Below are 18,463 nucleotides of genomic sequence, written 5' to 3' on the forward strand. Positions count from 1 at the left end.
TAGTTAACGCGTTTTAGATACCAAAAAGCCCTTAATGTAAGGGCTTTTTGTATTTTATGGCGCAGGAAAAAAACCTTTACAAGCTTGCTTGCGTAGCAGCATAGACAAAGAAATTGGGCGACTACCGGGTATAGCTAGCCATTGCTGGGCATACGCAAACTGATGAGAGCCTGTGGATGATTTGGTCAATTCACGCACAAGGTAGCCATTCATATAAACATCAAGCACTGCCATTACCACTCCTCCTTCCATTCTTGCTCAGGCACTGTGGCGTTATCATGGCGGCGCTCATCCACCAGCTGTGGATTCCGAACCTTTATATCTAGCTCTAGGTTTAATGCAGAAAGGATCTTAAACAGCGTTTCTAATTTGGTCGAATCCGGGTTCAACTCAAAGCTTGAAACGGTATCCTGGCGAATACCTACCTTGCTCGCCACCTTGCTTTGCGAGAGCTGCGCGTTCAGCCGCGCATCTTTTAGATACGTACTCAACTGCTTTGCGTTGGTCACCTTCATGATAGCTTTACCTTTAAACTGTTCTTAACTCTTACTGTACACGCTAAGCAGGTAAGTCAAAGTTTACACGCCTAAACCGTTAAAAACACATTCACACGCTATAGGCGTTAAACATAGTTCACCCGCTACGGCGGGTAGCCTGACCATAAAAGACAAAAGAAATGGGGGGAGTCATTGCCAAGGAGCGCTGAATTTAATTGAAATGCAGAACCGACATTCAGTTTCAAATGTCGAATAGTGTGTTGTCGTGTTCAACTACAATCTAATAAACAAAAAACCTTATTTATCATGAATTTATCTTGGCGACTCAATCTAATTCACTTTTAATAAAGCAAAACACATCACTCGATCACAGCGCCATAGCTATTGGCATTAAAATAACTAAATCAAAGCGATAGCATAATTTTCTGTAACGGTTCTAACCGCTTAATCAGTGCTTTACGCTGTTTATTTTTGCTAATAAAAACATCAAAATTTTGTTTAAACTCGCTGGAAGATTGTTTTAGTTGATAAGCATCGAACAACACTTGCAAGGTACGGCCGGCATTATCATAGCCACTGGCACACCCACGAGCAGCCTCCTCAAAAGCACTATCCCAATGGCTTTGATGCGCTTTATAAACCGCTTCAAGATGTTCATTACGCAATAACGTCTCACGGGCAAGACGCTCGGCCTCTGCCATGCGCTCTTCTTGCATCACTTCTTTTTCTGCTACATGCCAGAAGGGATGCAACGATGCAACTGTTACCCAGTCGGAGTACTCTATTGGTGTTTCTTGCGTTCTGAGGAGCGCATACGCATCCGCCGCAAATATTTTCCCTTCATCAAATAAGCAACAAAGCAACGCGTCCTTCTCGGCATCCGTTAGCTTAGCCACCTGCTGCTGTGCCGTTAATACTGTGGGTTGAGGAACATGTGCAGGCATTGACTGCAGCAAAAGATGTAAAGCACGTATCGATGGTAAAGGGATGTCAAAGAGTGTGGTAAATGCCAATTGCGCCTGGGTTAACTGGTGAAAATCAAAGGCTATAAGCGGCAAGGGCTCTAAGGCCATATCATCGTTGGCTTGGCTTAACCAATGAAAATACAAAGCACGATAATCGCCAGTTAATAGTTCTGTCCTTAGTGCCACCAAATGCAGCATAAAGGATTCGGCACTCTCATCGTCGCGGTAGCGATAATCATCTTCTAAAGTAAATATCAGTAATTGGCTCTGCTTATTCTCGACAAAAGACACATAAAAGTCAGCATTTATTACCTTGAAATCACAGGGGATTGTACCGGCTGGCAATTTAAGATACGCATTCACTTGCCCCCAATTGGTGTAATAAAAGCCAATATCAAAAAAATCCATCATTAAGGCTTCTGGATCGGCACTTAAATCACCGTAATGATATTGAACACAAAAGGAGTGGCTGGTGATCTCTGCTCGGCTAGAAATATTCCTTAATCTATTCCGCTGCGGGACCGACAAGCTACTGTTAACACATTCGAATCGATAATACTGATATTCACTCATAGCTAACTCACATTGATTTTCTAGCGCTGTCTTAATGCAGCTGGCCAAACGAACAGATATAGGTATAACTAAATTTTAACTAGGCGACTCAGAAAGCTGAAGACAACTTTTGTGCTTGTTGTTCAGCCTGACTACACTCATAAACAATCCTGAATATGTCACTCGGTTGAGGTCACTAAAATTGGCAGCGGCTAAAATCCCTCTCTTTTATGACGATAGAGAACATGCAGAAAAAATCATCTATGAGCTGTCACTGCACGAAGATCTCTCACTCATCAAAAAACACCTAAAATTGGGTGATTATCAACTCAATGGTTGGCTGATTGAACGTAAAACGTTGCCCGATCTCGTGCAATCATTATGCGATGGGCGCCTATTCTCACAGGTGGCCAGATTAGCCCAGAGCCCAAATCATACCGCCCTGCTTATCGAAGGTTATACACAAGATATCGCATGTTACCAGATACGCAGAGAAGCGTTAATCGGGGCGCTGTGCTCGATTTCAATCAATTTCCACATCCCAATACTGCGCAGTCTATCGCAAACTGAAACAGCCAAAATTCTGTATTTTTGCGCCACTCAGTTAAACCGTAGAGAACATGAATTAACCCTCACGGGACGTAAGCCCAAACGCAAGAAAAATCAGCAATTATTCATCTTGCAAAGCCTACCCGAGGTAGGCCCTAAACTCGCCAATAAACTTTTATGCCATTTCGCCAGTGTCGAGGCAGTCGTAACAGCATCTGAAGAGGCATTGATGCAAGTGGGTGGTATAGGTAAAAATAAAGCAAGTAAGATCCGTGAAGTGCTGACTCGCTAAGTGACTTCACAGCATAAGCTGAGTGCCTGTTGACTTACCCGAACAATAAACTATATAGCTCTTGGTGCGAACTCACTTGATAGTTCGGGGCGATACCGGCAGGTACGTCGTGGCCGTGGACGTTATACCAGCAAGTATGAATACCGGCATTGATACCGCCTTGGATATCTGAATGTGGGTTATCACCGACCATGAGCACAGAATCGCGCTCAGGATGACCCATGAGCTCGAAAGCATGTTCGAAGATGCCTACATCGGGTTTGGCTATGCCGACTTTTTCTGAAATCACTAAAATATCAAAATGATGCTGCAAGCCTGTACGCTCTAATCGCACGGTTTGTAGTTCAGTGAAACCGTTGGTGATGATGCCCAATTTAGCTTTACCTTGCAGCGCGGCTAATAACTCGCGAGCACCGGGTAGCGGCGAACAAATTTCGGCCATTGCTGATAAAAAGGCACTATTGAGCGTCATGGCCGTGACAGATAATTTGGCTGCCCAAGGCTCGAAACGTATGGTCTGCAACTCGGCGGCAGTTATTTTGCCATCTTGATAATCGACCCAAAGCGGTTTGTTAACTAACTGATACTCGTCAAAATCGGCTTGGGTAAAATCGACCCCAAACTCACTAAACATCAACTTAAGCCCTTTTAAGGCATCAAAATAAAATAGGGTTTCATCGGCATCGAACAAAATCCATTGGTAAGGCAAGGACATAGGAACTCTCTTTCTGACAAAATAGCTAAAACCCATCCCCATGCCGTTCAGTGGCATCGAGAATGGTACATCGGCGATTGCGGCAATGCTGTGGCTAGCTGCCGAGCAGTAATCAAGATAAGCGATAAACATGAGCGATGAGCCCGAAAATAACTAGGCTTCACTGTCGACACCCGCAATCAGCAAGTGCATTAGTCTACCTTGCATCAAGGGCGATGATAACCACGATAATAAAAACTGACTGTTGAGGTATCATCAACAATAATGGCAGGGGAACGCGATAATCTAAGGACACCATGGAGCACTTTTCGGCACTACCTATCTTTGTCACTATCGTGGAATGCGGTAGCTTTTCACTGGCAAGTCAAAAGCTTGGGCTGAGTAAATCGGCGGTGAGTAAACGCATTACCCTATTAGAACAAAGTCTGGGTATTCAACTTTTGCACCGTACCACTCGCAGCTTGAGTCTTACCGAAGCGGGCGCCCGCTACTTCGACTATGTTCGCCCTGCAGTTAAACTCGCAGAGGAAGGATTGGACGCTATTTCAGAGCTACAGCAAGCGCCTCAGGGCAATTTGCGCATCGCTGTCCCTATGGTATTTGGCCGCTTGCATATCGCCCCTTTAATCCCCGAGTTTCTGCGTCGTTACCCGAAAATACAGCTGCAAATGCAGATGGATGATAAGACCACCGATTTAATTGCTGGCGGATTCGATCTGGCGATTCGCATCGGCGAACTGCCAGATTCAAGTCTTATTGCCCGTAAAATTGCCCCTTGTTTAAGTGTGATTTGCGCGTCACCCGAGTATCTTGCTCGCCACGCTGCGCCACAAACGCCACAGCAACTCAGCCAACATAACTGTTTGTTCTACTCATATTTTCGTGATGGTGTTGAATGGACCTTCTTAAGCCCACAGGGCCCCACTCGTATCCAGCCGAACGGTAACTACCAAGTCAATAATAGTGATGCCATCCACCAAGCCACACTCGATGGTTTAGGCATAGCCAACCTGCCCCGTTTCATGGTCGACACCGACTTACAAACAGGCCACCTACAAGCCTTGCTCGCAGACCATCCCCTCCCAGAACATGGCATCTACGCGGTTTATCCGCAGCGGAAATATTTGCCGACTAAGGTGAGTGTATTGATCGAGTTTTTGATGGAGTTGTTGGTGAATGGCAACTTAGGGTAAATTTCAAAGTTATAGAACAATTTTATGTAGTGGTTCTAACTGATTGAAAATAAGCCACTCTCAATGCTACATTAAAGGGCGATTTAATAACCAAGGATGGAGAATGAACCAAGAATCACTTTTTGAAGATCTACCTGAAGTCGACTCAGGTAAATATGAAGCAAGCATGTTATCCAATCAGAAGTTTTGTGATCAAGTAGAACAATCCCTTGTGGCGCTAGGCTTCCGTGAAGTACAAGGTGTTCCGTCTCAAAACGAGTTCCTTAAAAGTGTGCCTTATACAGATATGTATGGTGGAATTCGAAAAGCAGCATTCTTAGTACAACATCAAACACTAGGAGCAGTCCGAATTGAAGCTCACAAGCAAGAGCAAAGCGGCTCTGTCGATCAAAAATTTCCTTTTTTCCTAGAGTCTCTTCGCCTCGCGCCAGAGCACAATTTAGTCATTTTACTAGGTGGAAAAGGCTATAAACAAAAAGCTTTTGACTGGATAAAAACTGCTGCAAGTAATATTCAAGACAAACAAATCAAGGTCTTTAGTGACCTTGATGAATTTATTAGTTTTTTCGTTTCAAAATAACCAAAAGGGTCGAACAATTCCGACCCTTTCTTTTACTAAATCACACCAATCCCGCAATCTATCAAGTACTTATAAGTATGATCATAAAAATTTGGATCTCGAGTCTCATCTGATTTATCGCCTTTAGGAACGAATATCACCATGCCCTGACGAGCCCGCGTCAACAATACGCGATAAGCATTTTCAAGGTATTTTTGCCGAACTAATTGGCTTCGTTTTTGCCATTTCGTTCCTACAAACTGCCAGTGCTCAAATGCTTGAGCATTGAAACGGTAATCTGCATCCCAAGCCACAACGCACCAGTCTAGCTCTAGCCCTTGTACATCAAATTCAGTAGCAACATCCTCTAAAAATTCGGCAGAACGAATATCATCGGCCCCACTTAAAAACCACTTAGCAGGGTCTATCTTGTTCTTAACGAAAATACCCTCAGCTTTAAGCCTAATACCGTTAGAAGAAGCAAGCAGCCCCATGGACTCGTTGGCTCGTTTGTGCAGATTAACCCAAGCTTTGGCTTTAGCTATATCCCGAGTGACTTTGATTGGGTAGACATGCTCTATCTCTTTATAGAGGCTAACTGCAAGTCCGCATTGCCCAGAAACGAAGTAATGAACAAAGCTCGATAACTTTTCAGCGCGGAAAGATCGCATGGATGTGGCAAGATGTAAGTTAGGTAAGATATTCGCCCTTGAAACCGAATTCAGGTCTACGCCCATTGAGACATACTCACCAGACAATAAAGCGGTGGAAAAATAGACATCCCAATCTAAGAACCTGTCCTTAAGTGCGTCCAACCAACCTGCTAGACCTGCCTCACCTTTATTAATCTCCTGCCCACCACCGACTAGTGCAATAATAAATGCCCAGTCTTGACGACGGTCCATTACTTCGATGAGAAACTCAGGCTCTGATTTATCAAAGTCGACAATACCTCGCTTACGACGCATAAAATCGCTTGCCTGCTCTTTATCCCACGCCCGTTGAGCCTCATCAAATATGGCCACTTTTTCAGGCGGCACACCACCATTCAGATATTCATCCCTAAAGCGATGGATATTTTGAATAAATGATTCAGTCTCCTTTCTGGTTGCGCTGATAGAATCACCAGTTCTAGAAGATCTATCCCTAGCTAAGGCTTCCTGTAATACCGTCACTAAAGGCCCATTACCACTGAGGAAAACAGAATACTCGTTCTCTTCCCTGTTTGCGTGAATACTCGCAATATTTAGCCCTACAAGGGTTTTTCCCGCCCCCGGAACACCGGTAACGAAACAAATTATTTTTCGCTTATTGATACGAGCATCGTGAATCAACTGAAGTAATTGCTGACTCGTTTGTCCAAGATTTTGAGTGTCTGCTTCACTACGAGCTATATCTTCGACTTTATGCTGCGCATATAGCGCTTGCGCCGCTTCGATAATTGTTGGTGTCGGCAAATAGCCAGAATCAGCCCACAAGTTTGGGTCAAAAGTAGGTTGATTCAACCGTTCAGCGATTTGGCGCATTCTTGAAAACAATTCACTGGGTGAAATACACAAGGTCGAAGCAACATTATCGTCGGCGAATTCTGGATTTTTCGATTGGCTCATCGCTTTGGTGGCGACAAGCAGAGGAACTAGATATTTATCATGACTACCGCGATGAAAGTTCTTTAAATCTAAAGCATATCCATGAGTTTGCCTCATATCTGCAGCGGTAAATACTTTTGCGCCAACTTTAAACTCTACAACAAAAACAATCCCTTTAAATATAATCACGACATCGGCACGTCGTCCCATTCGTGGGATCATAAACTCAATGAAAATATGCCCTTCCAGCTCAACGCTCTCGGCCAAGGAACGTTTGAGAACTTCAATTTCAGTACACCAAGCACGAGTTTGCGTATGCAATAAATGCTGAGTATGGAAACGTGATATCTGCCCGATAATCGCATCGGGCTCATCAGATAGAAAATCTTTAAAACTCGCCAAATAAAATGCTCGTTGAGTCATAATGATCCCTCAACGGTAAAATCATGAAGTTGTTTCGCCGGGATATCTAAAGCACTGGCAAGCTTAAAAAGATTAATCAAACTAACATTGCGTTGCCCACGTTCAATGCCGCTGACATAGGTTCTGTCCATGTCAGCTTTTAATGCAAGCTGCTCCTGAGAAAAAGATCTCTCAAGTCGCAAACTTTTTAGATGAGTACCGAATGAGGTAAGCAAATGATCTTCCATGAATAATCCTTTGAAGAGTTTTCATGATGATCTTTACTTGTAGACAATACATCTACGGACTATGAGTCACATTCAATACCTAGCACTTAATGATTTTGACATAACATCGCACAGAGTAATCACTCACAAAATACAAAATGGTTGTTGCCGCTGATTACATTTAGACAGCAGATTTACCAACCACTCGACAATAAGTATTTGGTACTTCGGCCGCAGGAATTGCCTAGCTATTCCAGAATTCAACATCACGCAGCTCGACCAATTGAGCTAGATGACGGGCGACTCACATTAGCGACCTTTTGATTGAGGTTCACTTATTCGCCTCACATTATGAGTCGAATAGCGCTAATATTCGCCTCATCAATACCAACATGGCTATGCAATGCAGGGAAATGAGCCTTGTTGGTAATCCGGAAGCTCAGTTTCTAAGCCTTATGAGCTTCCACACTTACTATTATTGTGCAGCGACACTTCACTTATCACACAATACGGTGCGCCTTTACTGGGTGCATTGCCGTGGTGCGTGACTTTTATGTATAGCCACCGACAAAGCCTTCGTGCTGAGATATACTGTTGCCGCTGATTTGACACGCCAATGCGAAACGCCGATGTGAAAACTCATTGCTTACACCGCACCACTTGCACACACATTCTGAGCCCAATCTATGCCTGATAATGCCAACAATTCACCAGCTTCTGCTCACGCACAATGTTCTGCTAATGCACAACATATTGGCAATGCAGATCATGCCGCCAATACGCAGCACACTCGTCATTCACAGGTTGCCACGCCAGATGAGATGAATCCTGAACAGTCCAGTACGCTCAGTAGTGAACAGGCAAGTGTAGAAAAACAGAAGGTCTTTATCATAGGTTTGCCGCGTACGGGCACTACGAGTGTGAGTGTGGCGTTGTTGGAGCAAGGGCTTAAAGTGGCGCACATGGCCTTTACTAAACAGGCGTTTATGCTGGCCGATGCGATTTCTGATGTGCCCTGTTTTAGTGATTATCGGCAGCTTGATGGTCTATTCCCGCAGGCCAAATTTGTCTACCTCGAGCGTGATATGGCGAAGTGGGTGCCTTCAATGCAAATGCTCCTGGGTAAAATGCTACCGCATTTAGAGGCAAAATCGGGGCGATTCCACCCGATTATGAAACGCAGCTTTCGGCACACGTTTGCAATCGATAAAGTGATGGGTCCCGCAGATGAGGCACATCTTATTGCTTGTTATCAAAGGCATCAAAACGAAGTGCTCGCTTACTTTCATAACCGAGAAGATTTTATCTCACTCGACATAAGCCATGCAGGGAGTTTGAGTCGCTTGTTGCAATTTTTGGGATTAACCACAGATTGCCCAACCTTAGGCCAAGTGACAGATAGAGCATTCTCGGATTCTCAAACAAAAAGTGCACCAAGCCAGATATCACAGGAAGGAACGAGCCAGGCAAAGGCAGCCGTTCAATCACTGCCAGTCAACACCAGCGAGCATGGACTGGATTTCCCAAAATTAAACGCTGGTACACACGTCGCGGCTTGGCATGAATATAAACATCCCAATAAGGTGAACAGTAATAGCGCTGGCCCGCAAAGCCGTAAGTTTTTCGACTATACGCTTTAGCTGTACGCCCTATTGCTTGCGGCGTTTTACCACAGTGAGCCAATCGAGGCTCACGCCCGAAATGGCATTAAAGCCGCGGATACGGAAGATAAGTTGCAGTAACTGCGGCCTTGGACGCACTTTAGGTTCGACCGAGCGCGGAATAAACCAGAGTGTCACTAAGGCTCGCAGCACGGTCGAAACTAAAAACACCACGAAGATAGGGCTAGATAACACGCTATCCCAACCCGACCAGACTAAAAAATCCGCCGCATGGGAGGCAATCGTGCCGCCCAATATCGCGCCAACAAATACACAGGCCGCACTCAAGGCTGCTTGCAAAGCGGCGTAGGTCGCAAAGTCACTGCGAAAGGGGCGGATATCATAAAGGTAATTTGCCGTGCTTAAGGTGAAGCCGCTCCACGCCAAGCCAGAGAAAGCTTGGATTGCTAAGATATACAGATAGTTATCCGAGAATAGCCACATCAGCGGCAAGCTTGGGATCATACAACTGGTGATGATCATCACTAAACGATTGCCGAATTGATCGCTAAAGCGACCCCAAAATCGCAAGGTGACAAATTGAGTCGCTATCGAAGCCACACTGGCGAACACAAATTCGAGATAAGTAAACTTCAAGCCTTCCAACATATAAACGGCAAAAAATGGTGCCGAGATCGCCACCATGCCCTGCATACTGGCGACAAACAAACTGTACTGACGAAAGGTTTTATCCTTCCACGCCTCGCGAAAATGACCTATGGTTTGCAAAAATACGCCGCGCTGTTTGGGCTCGCGCGGATCGGGATCGTGCAACTGCAGCAGTAGCCAAGCCGAGACAAACCGTCCCATCGCCGCGATAGAAAACAACAGACTAAAGCCCAGCCACGCCATCTGCATCGAGTCGGTTAAGGTGAGTATGCCGCCGCCAATAAAGAACACACTCAAAGATGCGCCCATAGTGAGCCGAGTGCGCGCGGCGAAAAAAGTACCACGGCGCCGTTCGGGAACAATAGAGCCCATCCACGCCCGCCAATGGGGTTGAATTAGATTGATAAAGCCATGGTAACCAACAGCTAAAGCGATAAAGATCCACACCGCATGTTCAGGGCCGAAAGCGGCTAACGCGCCCATCGAAAGCACAACGCAGGCCTGAAAGGCGGCGCAAAAGACGATAAAAGTTCGGCGGGAGAAATGGCTGGCGAGCCAGACAGATAAAAGCTGGGAGATAGCGCCAAAAAGCTGAGGTAAACCTGTGACAAAGCCCATCTGCGCCAGGCTGGCACCGAGAAAAATAGCGTAGGCGTTGAAGAAGTTATCGCTGGTCGCCGTCATCATAGACGAGGCAACCGCCTCCTGCTGCGAGCGACGCAGGGTACATCTTAACCAAGAGTTACGTTCGCTGCGCCGTGAACAAGTGACTAACGGCTGCGCCACAGGTGAATCCATACCAAGCACAAATCCATATAATATTAAGGGATATTGCTCGATTATGTCGGATGAAATGCCATCTGCCTAGAACTTATAACAATCGTATTAAAGCAATCGTATTAAAGCAAAACGCCCAAAGCAAAGCCTTGGGCGTTTTGTTTATCAGTGCATTAGATCTAGAAACTGGCGCAATCACCAAGATCCATATCCTGACTTAGAAATGGGCTTTAAGTACCGTTTCTTGGTCGAGCAAGCTTTGGTACAAGGTAAACTGATTGGCGGCGCGGTCCAGATTATGGCCTTCGCGGTGAATATGGAAATACACATCACCGTTAAGGTAATCCGTTAAAAAACGCACGCCTATCATCAAACAAATCACCCGCGCACCGAGCCACAGACTGCGTTTTTCGTCTTCCGTTAAGACATCACCCAACTCGCTCAAGTAGCCACGGCAAATCGCGGCGAAGATATCTTGGCGCACTTGAACTTTATCCAAGGCCGTAGAGTCTTCTTCCTCTGGTGAGCAGAAAGTGCGAACCATGTCGCCGAAGTCATACATCAGATGACCTTTCATGCAGGTATCTAAATCGATAATCGCCATACTGGACATGTCGCGTTTATCGAAAAGCATATTATTGATTTTAGTGTCGTTATGACAAATTCGCAGCGGCAGCTTTGGCGATATTTCTGCAAGTTCATCCAGCAACGCCTGCTGAGATAACGCGTAATCGACCCAATGACGGCAAAGATCTAAGCGGTGTTGGCTATCGAGTTCGGCGGCCTGTTGCAACAAAGCCATGCGTCCCGGTAAATGGTGAAACTGGGGGATCACATCTTCGAGCTGAGTTGCATCAAAGTCACTCAAGGCTGAGGCAAAATGACCAAAAGCCTTGGCCGCCATTTCTGCTTCTTGCTCTGACTTAACCACTTCGATGCTGAGACTGTGGGGCAAGTAACTGATCGCGCGCCAAAATCCTTGTTCGCCTAAATCGATAGCCAATTCACCCTCTTGGGTTAAACAAGGGCTAACGACTTTCAGGCCGTATTGTTGCTGCAACGACTTAGCGCATAAATGATGGCTAATTTTATCGGCATTGCTAACCAAAGCGTTGGGCGTTTTAAATACCTCAGTATTAATTCGCTGCAATACTAATTCGCCCGCAGGCCAGCGCACCAACAGGGTGTCATTGATGTGGCCATTACCGAGTGCAGAAATTTTTGCCTCGGCAGCTTCAATACCAAAATGAGGCAACACTGACTGCCTGATGAGTTTAATCACTCAATAACTCCGTTAATTTTTGTTTTACCCAGACAGTGTCCTGCGGATAAGTCACGCCGAGCCAGGGCTCACAGGCAACATCGACATAGACAGGCAAACCTTGCTCAATGCCCGCTTGTACTATGGCGGGTAAGTAACATTCAGACTTAGGTTGTTGACCTTGTTGCCCGATAAATTCGGTTAATTCACGTTTAATAACATCAAATATGCTTGGGGAGAAGCCCCAGCAAGTCATAGAGACCAGGGACTCGGGCGGCAAACTCGCATGTCCCTGTGGGCCATCACCCACCAATTGACCAGCTTGATCGGCGATATTGAGCCATTCGGCAACCGATTTAAGCTGACCATTTTCAACCTGACACAGACCCCGGTTAACACCGCCGTGCTCCGACAATGTGAGTTCTATGGGATAAGCCACCATCATCCACTCTGTCGGTCTCCTGCTTAAGCCTTTGGCTAAAGAGGCAAAAGCGCTATCACCATAAAAATCATCGGCATTGATAACGGCCATTGGTCCTTTAACGAGATGGCGCGCACTCCACAGTGCATGGGCCGTGCCCCAAGGTTTAAGCCTGTGGCTGAGATCAACCAGCTGCGCCGCTTCGGGTAAATCCGTTAAGGCTTGATAGCAAAAATGATAGGCAAAATCGGCGGGCAAAAACCGTGTCAGTATCTCAGTTAACTCAGTTTCTAACTCAGGGCGGATCACCAGCACAGCACGCTGAAAGCCACTGCGAATGGCCGACATGATCGATAACACCAACATGGGTTCGCCAGCGGGACCGAGCGCTGCCAATTGCTTATCGCCGCCGAAACGACTACCTAGCCCTGCAGCCATAATGACTAAGGTCAATTCTGTATTCATGCTGGATTGATATATTCAGTTCAAATTTAAAGATGTTTCCCCAAACCGCCGCGTCCAATACCAAGGCATAACGCATTTAAAACGCGGTTTGAGAAAAAGAGGAGCAAAAGTGTAATCTACCCCTCTAATTGTGACTAGCATTTAAGCAGAAATTTTATCGACTTAAGTTGCAGGCCTAAGCTGCGACCTAACTTGCAGTCTAAATCAACGCGCGATGTAATCACCAAAAGTGCGATTCTGTTCCAATATCGCTTGGCTGCCCTTAAGACTGAACTTATAACCACACAGGCTGATACTGCCACGGCGCGCAAGGTCCACTATGATGGCTTGAGTGTCGAGTGGCGTGAATCGCGCCTCGGTTGCTGAGTCGGCTTTCAAGTCCACAGTCACAGGGCGATAGTCAGTGCCATTGTTAAAGGACAACAGGCTACAGGTTTTATCGCCCTTTGCCGTCGCTAAGGACCACAGGTTTTGCGCTTTACCTTTCTCACCGAGCCAACGCATGATCAAGATGTCATCCTCCAGCGCCACAGAAAAGCCGTCAGGTAGCGCGAGCGTCACCCGCTCACCCGCATAGGGTGCAATCGCGTTAACCGTTACCACTTCTGCGCCGTCGCCTGTCTCAGCGTCGCCACTTGGCCAAAGACCCCAAACCAAGGCGAGCAAGACCACAACACCACAACCTATCCCCGCAGGACGCCAATAACGGCGTTCCAGTTTAGGCAGCTTAATCTTAGGCAGTACGAAGAAACGTTTCAGCGGCGCTAAAAACTCGAACAAACCGCGAAACAGCTCGGTCATCGAGCCAGAATCTTTCGCTTCTGCGCGGCGTTGACGCACTTCTTCGGCATGATCTTGATCGTTAAAGCTATCTAGTTCGTCATCTTCTTCGGCGGCAAAACGCCAACCCGGTTCTGTACTGCGTTCGGCGGGATCTAATTGGGCTGCGTTAAAGTCGACATGTTTTAAATCAACATTGGCGACATCAACGTCGACTAAATCAATGTTGGTCTGTTCGACACGACTGGCGTTAGCGGGGCGAAAATCCGCATGACTGTCGGGCACCACAAAATCGGCAGGATTTTGCGTCATCCGAGTAAGGGCATCAAAACGCAGTTCATCTTGGCGCTGGGCCTCAAGCTCGGCATCCGCCGCGCTCATAGTCGAGGCGACAATAGGTTCAGCGACTGTAGATTCTACGACCGTTGATTCAGCGACTATTGGTTTAGCGGCAATGGGTTCAACATGGGCAGATAAATCCACCACTGGCTCAGAGGCCGTTGCGGCGCTAATGGCCTGCGCATGCGACAGCTCAACATGCGGTTCATGTCGCTCAGCTTGAGGTTGCGCTTGAATATGGGCGGTCGATTTAGCTGCCTGTCTTGCGGCAACGTCTGGAGTTTCTATCTCTTTAGCCGCCGCCTTTGGAACGATCGTCGGCTCCACACGGCGCCTAGGCATAGCCTGCGATGTCGGCGCATCCAGCTCAGGACCGAAATAACCGTAGCGATAATCGACTATGGTTGGCGCCGGTAAACGCCAGCCCCAAAATGTCAGCCCCGCGGCTAACGCTAAACTCAAGCCGATTAAGGCAATATGTGCATCGGCCATTAACAGGCCGATGAAAATCAATAAGGGCAAAAGGAATAGGCCAATCAAGCCTTTTGGCTTATCGGCATCGGCCAAACGACGCAAACTGGCGAGCCCCAATAAAGGTAGGCCTAACAATGCCAGCAAATACATCAGAAAATTGGCCCCAAAAGCAGCGGCGGCAAGTGCAATACAGACGTAAACGCCAACACTGATTGCGACAAAACGGGGACGAGAATCACGCCCGTGAAGGCAGAAAAGAGATTTTAACAGCACGACCCTTCCTTTATTGTTGTAAAAACGAGATACAAAAAGACACTCATTGCCTTATTCGCACGAGCGTAACCAATTTACCCGCAATTGTCAGTGCCTACGACCCTAGTCGGATAAAAATGCGCATAATATCGAAGTAAATCTAAAATAGGCTTAAATTGCTGGCCTACAAGCCCTAGTATTTCTATGGTCAAAATCGGTATAATGCTCGGCTTTCTGGGCCCTTCTTGCGTTAACCAATTGGATATTTAGCTCATGACCGCACGCGGAAATTTATTTATTGTGTCGGCGCCAAGTGGCGCAGGTAAATCCTCGCTGATCTCGGCCTTGCTTAAAGACAAGCCCGCTGACATGCAGGTTTCGGTATCACATACCACCCGCGCGCCACGCCCAGGTGAAGTCGATGGTCAACACTATCACTTCGTTAATGTTGAGCAATTCAAAGCCTTAATTGCTGAAAATGCCTTTTTTGAATGGGCAGAAGTGTTCGGCAATTACTATGGTACCTCGCGCCATGTGATTGAACATACGCTCACCCAAGGTATCGATGTTTTCCTCGATATCGACTGGCAAGGTGCCGAGCAAGTGAAAGCTGTGATGCCCGATGCAGTTGGTGTGTTTATTCTGCCACCCTCGAAAGCCGAGCTAGAACGCCGCCTCACCGGCCGTGGACAAGACAGTAGCGATGTGATCGCCAGCCGTATGGCACAAGCCGTATCGGAAATGTCCCACTATAAAGAATATGATTTTATTATCGTCAACGACGATTTTGACACTGCCTTAGCCGATTTGCGTGCCATCATTCGCAGTCAGCGCTTAACAGGTGCTAGTCAGATCCACGCGCAAAATGATATGCTTCACGATCTGTTGGCAGGATAGCTGTCATAGTGTACAATTTTGCGTCATTTTTTCCCTAGATAAACTGGAGTTTCAACACATGGCTCGCGTAACTGTAGAAGACGCCGTAGAACAAATCGGCAACCGTTTTGATATGATCTTGGTTGCGGCGCGTCGTGCTCGCCAAATCGCCGTGCAGGGTAAAGACCCTATGGTTGAAGAGATGAACGACAAACCAACGGTTATCGCCCTGCGTGAAATCGAACTAGGTTTAGTTAACGCTCACACTTTAGATGCTGATGAGCGTCAAACGGTACGTGAACGTGAAGCCGCTGAAATTGCAGCGGTTGCAGCCATTGCTGAAGGCCGTTCATTATAAGCGTTATTGAGTAAACACCTATTTAGGTAAAAGGAGAGCTGCCACTTGTATCTGTTTGAAGGTCTAAAGGAGTCTGCTTCCGGTTACTTAGAACCCGAACAGGTAGAATTGCTCAAGCAGGCGTACCAGATCGCGCGTGATGCCCACGAAGGGCAAATGCGCACGAGTGGCGAACCTTATATTACTCATCCGGTTGCGGTTGCCCGCATCCTTGCTGACATGCGTCTTGATCATGAGACGCTGATGGCAGCACTGCTCCACGACACTATCGAAGATACCCATGTCACCAAAGACGATTTAGCCGAACTATTCGGTGTCGCGGTGGCTGAGCTCGTCGAAGGCGTGTCAAAGCTCGATAAGCTTAAATTTCGCGACAAGAAAGAAGCTCAGGCTGAAAACTTCCGTAAAATGATGATGGCGATGACGCAGGATATCCGCGTTATCCTCATCAAGCTTGCCGATAGAACCCACAATATGCGTACCTTAGGCGCCCTACGTCCCGACAAACGTCGCCGTATCGCCCGTGAAACCTTAGAAATCTACGCGCCCATCGCTAACCGTCTCGGTATCCATAACATCAAGACAGAGTTAGAAGACTTAGGTTTCCAAGCGTATTACCCCATGCGATATCGGGTGCTTAAAGAAGTCGTTAAAGCTGCCCGTGGCAATCGTAAAGAATTGATCCAAGGCATTGAAGCCGCTGTTTATACGCGCTTAAACGATGCGGGTATTCCAGGAAAAGTTAAAGGCCGCGAGAAAAACCTCTACTCCATCTATAACAAGATGCAGAGTAAAGAGCTGCAATTCCAAGAAGTCATGGATATCTACGCCTTTAGGGTGATAGTCGATTCCATCGACACTTGTTATCGCGTACTCGGCGCCATGCACGGACTGTATAAACCTCGCCCCGGTCGTTTCAAAGATTATATCGCTATCCCTAAAGCCAACGGCTATCAGTCACTCCATACCTCTTTGTTTGGTCCACACGGCGTGCCCGTTGAGATCCAAATTCGTACCGAAGATATGGATCAGATGGCAGATAAAGGGGTCGCGGCACACTGGGCCTACAAAGGCGGTGCACAAACAGGCCAAGGCACGACGACTCAAGTGCGTGCCCGTAAGTGGATGCAAAGCTTGTTGGAATTACAACAAAGCGCTAGCACCTCATTCGAATTCGTTGAAAACGTGAAGACGGAACTCTTCCCAGAAGAGATTTATGTGTTCACCCCTGAAGGACGCATTCTGGAATTACCTGTCAATGCCACTGCAGTAGACTTTGCCTACGAAGTGCATACAGATGTGGGTAATACCTGCGTCGGTGCCCGCGTTAACCGCCAAGCGTATCCGCTTAGCCAGCCGTTAATTTCTGGCCAAACCGTTGAAATTATTACCGCCAAAGGCGCACGTCCTAATGCCGCTTGGCTGAACTTTGTGGTAACAGGTAAGGCCCGCGCCAAAATCCGCCAAGTGCTGAAAAGCCTTAAGGGTGATGACGCGATTGCGCTCGGTCGCCGCCTGCTCAACCATGCGCTCGGCAAAACTAAACTCGACAGCATTGCGCCTGAGCAGATTGAAAAAGTCATTCGCGATACTAAACATACCACACTCGATTCACTGCTCGCCGACATCGGCCTTGGCAATGCCATGAGCATCGTTATCGCCCAGCGTTTGATTGGCGATAATCTTGAGAATCAAGAAAGCCGCGACGGCCACATGATGCCAATTCGTGGCGCCGAAGGCATGCTCGTTACCTTCGCCAACTGTTGCCGCCCAATTCCTGGTGATGCCGTGATTGCCCACGTGAGCCAAGGTAAGGGCTTAGTGGTGCACATGGAAAACTGCGCCAACATTCGTGGTTATCAAGGCGAGCCTGACAAGTATATTCCTGTGCAATGGGATAATGTTGAAGGCGTTGATTACCAAGCCAACCTGCGGGTGGAAATTGTTAACCACCAAGGCGCACTGGCGAAGATCACCTCGATCATTGCCGCCGAAGGCTCGAATATTCACAACCTCAGCACAGAGGAACGAGATGGCCGCGTGTATTTGATCAACCTGCGGATTTCGGTGAAAGACAGGATCCATTTAGCCAACGTGATGCGCCGAATTAGGGTACTGCCCGAAGTGCTGCGTACGTCCCGTAATCGTTAATTAACTCAACATTAGAGAGAGCGTCATGGCAGAAAAAATCATTATAGCGACCGAAAACGCCCCTGCGGCCATCGGCACTTATTCACAGGCCGTCAAAGTCGGCAGCACAGTGTATTTATCCGGCCAAATTCCGCTTGTGCCAAGCACAATGCAAATTGTCAGCGATGATTTTGAAGCTCAAGTGGTGCAAGTATTTGAAAACCTAACGGCGGTTTGTACTGCTGCGGGTGGTTCAATCAACGATATCGTTAAGCTCAACATCTTCCTGATTGATTTAAGCCACTTTGCAAAAGTGAATGAAATCATGAGCCGTTACTTCAGCCAGCCATACCCTGCCCGTGCAGCTATCGGCGTGAAGCAATTGCCGAAGGATTCTCAAGTTGAAATGGATGGCGTGATGGAGCTGTAAGCTCAAGCATTCCCCTTCAACCAACAAAAAGGCGCTGCGGCGCCTTTTTTGTTGCCGTCACCAGCCTCTCTGACGCTTGCCATTCTCTTC

18 protein-coding genes are annotated in these 18,463 nt (G+C 47.1%); 8 read left to right on the top strand and 10 right to left on the bottom strand.

All coding sequences use genetic code 11. The features are described 5' to 3' along the window. Window positions 1–54 precede the first annotated feature (54 nt). From Q4Q54_RS09170 to Q4Q54_RS09180, 3 genes are all read right to left on the bottom strand, one after another. Window positions 55–234: a HipA N-terminal domain-containing protein gene (locus tag Q4Q54_RS09170; RefSeq protein WP_011982214.1), complete on the bottom strand. Its 180-nt coding sequence runs from the start codon at window positions 232–234 to the stop codon at window positions 55–57. Beyond that, on the bottom strand, window positions 234–515 hold the full coding sequence (locus Q4Q54_RS09175; RefSeq protein WP_006079858.1) for a helix-turn-helix domain-containing protein: 282 nt from the start codon (window positions 513–515) through the stop codon (window positions 234–236). Before Q4Q54_RS09175 ends, Q4Q54_RS09170 begins: the two co-directional genes overlap by 1 nt. A 386-nt stretch (window positions 516–901) precedes the next feature. Further along, window positions 902–2,035 (bottom strand): hypothetical protein, encoded by a 1,134-nt coding sequence (locus Q4Q54_RS09180; protein ID WP_115335681.1) that lies wholly within the window; start codon window positions 2,033–2,035, stop codon window positions 902–904. A gap of 181 nt (window positions 2,036–2,216) precedes the next feature. Here Q4Q54_RS09180 and Q4Q54_RS09185 point away from each other — a divergent pair, with 181 nt between their 5' ends. Next, window positions 2,217–2,855, top strand: coding sequence for an ERCC4 domain-containing protein (locus Q4Q54_RS09185; RefSeq protein WP_006086643.1), 639 nt, complete (start codon window positions 2,217–2,219; stop codon window positions 2,853–2,855). 34 nt (window positions 2,856–2,889) lie between these two features. On the opposite strand, the gene yjjG is transcribed toward Q4Q54_RS09185, so the two are convergent. Beyond that, the gene (gene yjjG, locus Q4Q54_RS09190; RefSeq protein WP_311988333.1) at window positions 2,890–3,627 is read right to left on the bottom strand and encodes a pyrimidine 5'-nucleotidase; all 738 of its coding nucleotides are present in this window, start codon (window positions 3,625–3,627) and stop codon (window positions 2,890–2,892) included. A 239-nt stretch (window positions 3,628–3,866) separates the two neighbouring features. Between yjjG and Q4Q54_RS09195 the strand changes: the two genes are divergently transcribed. Together Q4Q54_RS09195 and Q4Q54_RS09200 are read left to right on the top strand one after the other, a co-directional pair. Next, the gene (locus Q4Q54_RS09195; RefSeq protein ID WP_311988265.1) at window positions 3,867–4,763 is read left to right on the top strand and encodes a LysR family transcriptional regulator; all 897 of its coding nucleotides are present in this window, start codon (window positions 3,867–3,869) and stop codon (window positions 4,761–4,763) included. 103 nt (window positions 4,764–4,866) lie between these two features. After that, window positions 4,867–5,343 carry a PD-(D/E)XK nuclease superfamily protein gene (locus Q4Q54_RS09200; RefSeq protein ID WP_259566514.1) on the top strand — a complete coding sequence of 159 codons (477 nt, stop codon included), beginning with the start codon at window positions 4,867–4,869 and terminating at the stop codon, window positions 5,341–5,343. 35 nt (window positions 5,344–5,378) lie between these two features. On the opposite strand, the gene Q4Q54_RS09205 is transcribed toward Q4Q54_RS09200, so the two are convergent. Further along, entirely contained in the window at window positions 5,379–7,334 is a 1,956-nt protein-coding gene (locus tag Q4Q54_RS09205; RefSeq protein WP_259484179.1) for a DUF2075 domain-containing protein, read from the bottom strand. Then, window positions 7,331–7,561 carry a helix-turn-helix transcriptional regulator gene (locus tag Q4Q54_RS09210; RefSeq protein WP_311988266.1) on the bottom strand — a complete coding sequence of 77 codons (231 nt, stop codon included), beginning with the start codon at window positions 7,559–7,561 and terminating at the stop codon, window positions 7,331–7,333. The genes Q4Q54_RS09205 and Q4Q54_RS09210 overlap by 4 nt, the downstream gene beginning before the upstream one ends. 665 nt (window positions 7,562–8,226) lie before the next feature. On the opposite strand from Q4Q54_RS09210, the gene Q4Q54_RS09215 reads away from it, so the two are divergent. Continuing rightward, window positions 8,227–9,180, top strand: a complete 954-nt coding sequence (locus Q4Q54_RS09215; protein ID WP_311988267.1) for a sulfotransferase — start codon at window positions 8,227–8,229, stop codon at window positions 9,178–9,180. 9 nt (window positions 9,181–9,189) lie between these two features. Here Q4Q54_RS09215 and Q4Q54_RS09220 read toward each other — a convergent pair whose 3' ends face one another. The 4 genes from Q4Q54_RS09220 to Q4Q54_RS09235 form a co-directional block, all read right to left on the bottom strand. Further along, complete coding sequence (locus Q4Q54_RS09220; RefSeq protein WP_311988268.1) at window positions 9,190–10,608, bottom strand: MFS transporter; 1,419 nt, start codon at window positions 10,606–10,608, stop codon at window positions 9,190–9,192. Between the two features lie 196 nt (window positions 10,609–10,804). Continuing rightward, window positions 10,805–11,869 carry a phosphotransferase enzyme family protein gene (locus Q4Q54_RS09225; protein ID WP_006086635.1) on the bottom strand — a complete coding sequence of 355 codons (1,065 nt, stop codon included), beginning with the start codon at window positions 11,867–11,869 and terminating at the stop codon, window positions 10,805–10,807. Then, on the bottom strand, window positions 11,862–12,734 hold the full coding sequence (locus Q4Q54_RS09230) for an NTP transferase domain-containing protein (protein ID WP_311988269.1): 873 nt from the start codon (window positions 12,732–12,734) through the stop codon (window positions 11,862–11,864). The genes Q4Q54_RS09225 and Q4Q54_RS09230 overlap by 8 nt, the downstream gene beginning before the upstream one ends. A 204-nt stretch (window positions 12,735–12,938) precedes the next feature. Further along, window positions 12,939–14,600, bottom strand: a complete 1,662-nt coding sequence (locus tag Q4Q54_RS09235) for a hypothetical protein (protein ID WP_311988270.1) — start codon at window positions 14,598–14,600, stop codon at window positions 12,939–12,941. A gap of 252 nt (window positions 14,601–14,852) precedes the next feature. On the opposite strand from Q4Q54_RS09235, the gene gmk reads away from it, so the two are divergent. The 4 genes from gmk to Q4Q54_RS09255 are packed head-to-tail and all read left to right on the top strand — an operon-like array spanning window position 14,853 to window position 18,373. After that, complete coding sequence (gmk, locus tag Q4Q54_RS09240; RefSeq protein ID WP_106648352.1) at window positions 14,853–15,476, top strand: guanylate kinase; 624 nt, start codon at window positions 14,853–14,855, stop codon at window positions 15,474–15,476. A 58-nt stretch (window positions 15,477–15,534) separates the two neighbouring features. Beyond that, window positions 15,535–15,813: a DNA-directed RNA polymerase subunit omega gene (gene rpoZ, locus Q4Q54_RS09245; RefSeq protein WP_007651394.1), complete on the top strand. Its 279-nt coding sequence runs from the start codon at window positions 15,535–15,537 to the stop codon at window positions 15,811–15,813. A 45-nt stretch (window positions 15,814–15,858) separates the two neighbouring features. Beyond that, entirely contained in the window at window positions 15,859–17,964 is a 2,106-nt protein-coding gene (spoT, locus tag Q4Q54_RS09250; RefSeq protein ID WP_105251161.1) for a bifunctional GTP diphosphokinase/guanosine-3',5'-bis pyrophosphate 3'-pyrophosphohydrolase, read from the top strand. Between the two features lie 25 nt (window positions 17,965–17,989). Beyond that, complete coding sequence (locus tag Q4Q54_RS09255; RefSeq protein ID WP_006079838.1) at window positions 17,990–18,373, top strand: RidA family protein; 384 nt, start codon at window positions 17,990–17,992, stop codon at window positions 18,371–18,373. Window positions 18,374–18,463: the final 90 nt, after the last annotated feature.

Source organism: Shewanella sp. SP2S2-4, assembly GCF_031932025.1.
In the GTDB taxonomy this organism is placed as follows: Bacteria; Pseudomonadota; Gammaproteobacteria; order Enterobacterales; family Shewanellaceae; genus Shewanella; species Shewanella baltica.

What these genes read in the sequence shown, in the direction of transcription:
- Q4Q54_RS09170 (WP_011982214.1), bottom strand. Translation starts at nt 234, where the DNA reads ATGGCAGTGCTTGATGTTTATATGAATGGCTACCTTGTGCGTGAATTG.
- Q4Q54_RS09175 (WP_006079858.1), bottom strand. Translation starts at nt 515, where the DNA reads ATGAAGGTGACCAACGCAAAGCAGTTGAGTACGTATCTAAAAGATGCG.
- Q4Q54_RS09180 (WP_115335681.1), bottom strand. Translation starts at nt 2,035, where the DNA reads ATGAGTGAATATCAGTATTATCGATTCGAATGTGTTAACAGTAGCTTG.
- yjjG (WP_311988333.1), bottom strand. Translation starts at nt 3,627, where the DNA reads ATGCCACTGAACGGCATGGGGATGGGTTTTAGCTATTTTGTCAGAAAG.
- Q4Q54_RS09195 (WP_311988265.1), top strand. Translation starts at nt 3,867, where the DNA reads ATGGAGCACTTTTCGGCACTACCTATCTTTGTCACTATCGTGGAATGC.
- Q4Q54_RS09200 (WP_259566514.1), top strand. Translation starts at nt 4,867, where the DNA reads ATGAACCAAGAATCACTTTTTGAAGATCTACCTGAAGTCGACTCAGGT.
- Q4Q54_RS09205 (WP_259484179.1), bottom strand. Translation starts at nt 7,334, where the DNA reads ATGACTCAACGAGCATTTTATTTGGCGAGTTTTAAAGATTTTCTATCT.
- Q4Q54_RS09210 (WP_311988266.1), bottom strand. Translation starts at nt 7,561, where the DNA reads ATGGAAGATCATTTGCTTACCTCATTCGGTACTCATCTAAAAAGTTTG.
- Q4Q54_RS09215 (WP_311988267.1), top strand. Translation starts at nt 8,227, where the DNA reads ATGCCTGATAATGCCAACAATTCACCAGCTTCTGCTCACGCACAATGT.
- Q4Q54_RS09220 (WP_311988268.1), bottom strand. Translation starts at nt 10,608, where the DNA reads ATGGATTCACCTGTGGCGCAGCCGTTAGTCACTTGTTCACGGCGCAGC.
- Q4Q54_RS09230 (WP_311988269.1), bottom strand. Translation starts at nt 12,734, where the DNA reads ATGAATACAGAATTGACCTTAGTCATTATGGCTGCAGGGCTAGGTAGT.
- gmk (WP_106648352.1), top strand. Translation starts at nt 14,853, where the DNA reads ATGACCGCACGCGGAAATTTATTTATTGTGTCGGCGCCAAGTGGCGCA.
- rpoZ (WP_007651394.1), top strand. Translation starts at nt 15,535, where the DNA reads ATGGCTCGCGTAACTGTAGAAGACGCCGTAGAACAAATCGGCAACCGT.
- Q4Q54_RS09255 (WP_006079838.1), top strand. Translation starts at nt 17,990, where the DNA reads ATGGCAGAAAAAATCATTATAGCGACCGAAAACGCCCCTGCGGCCATC.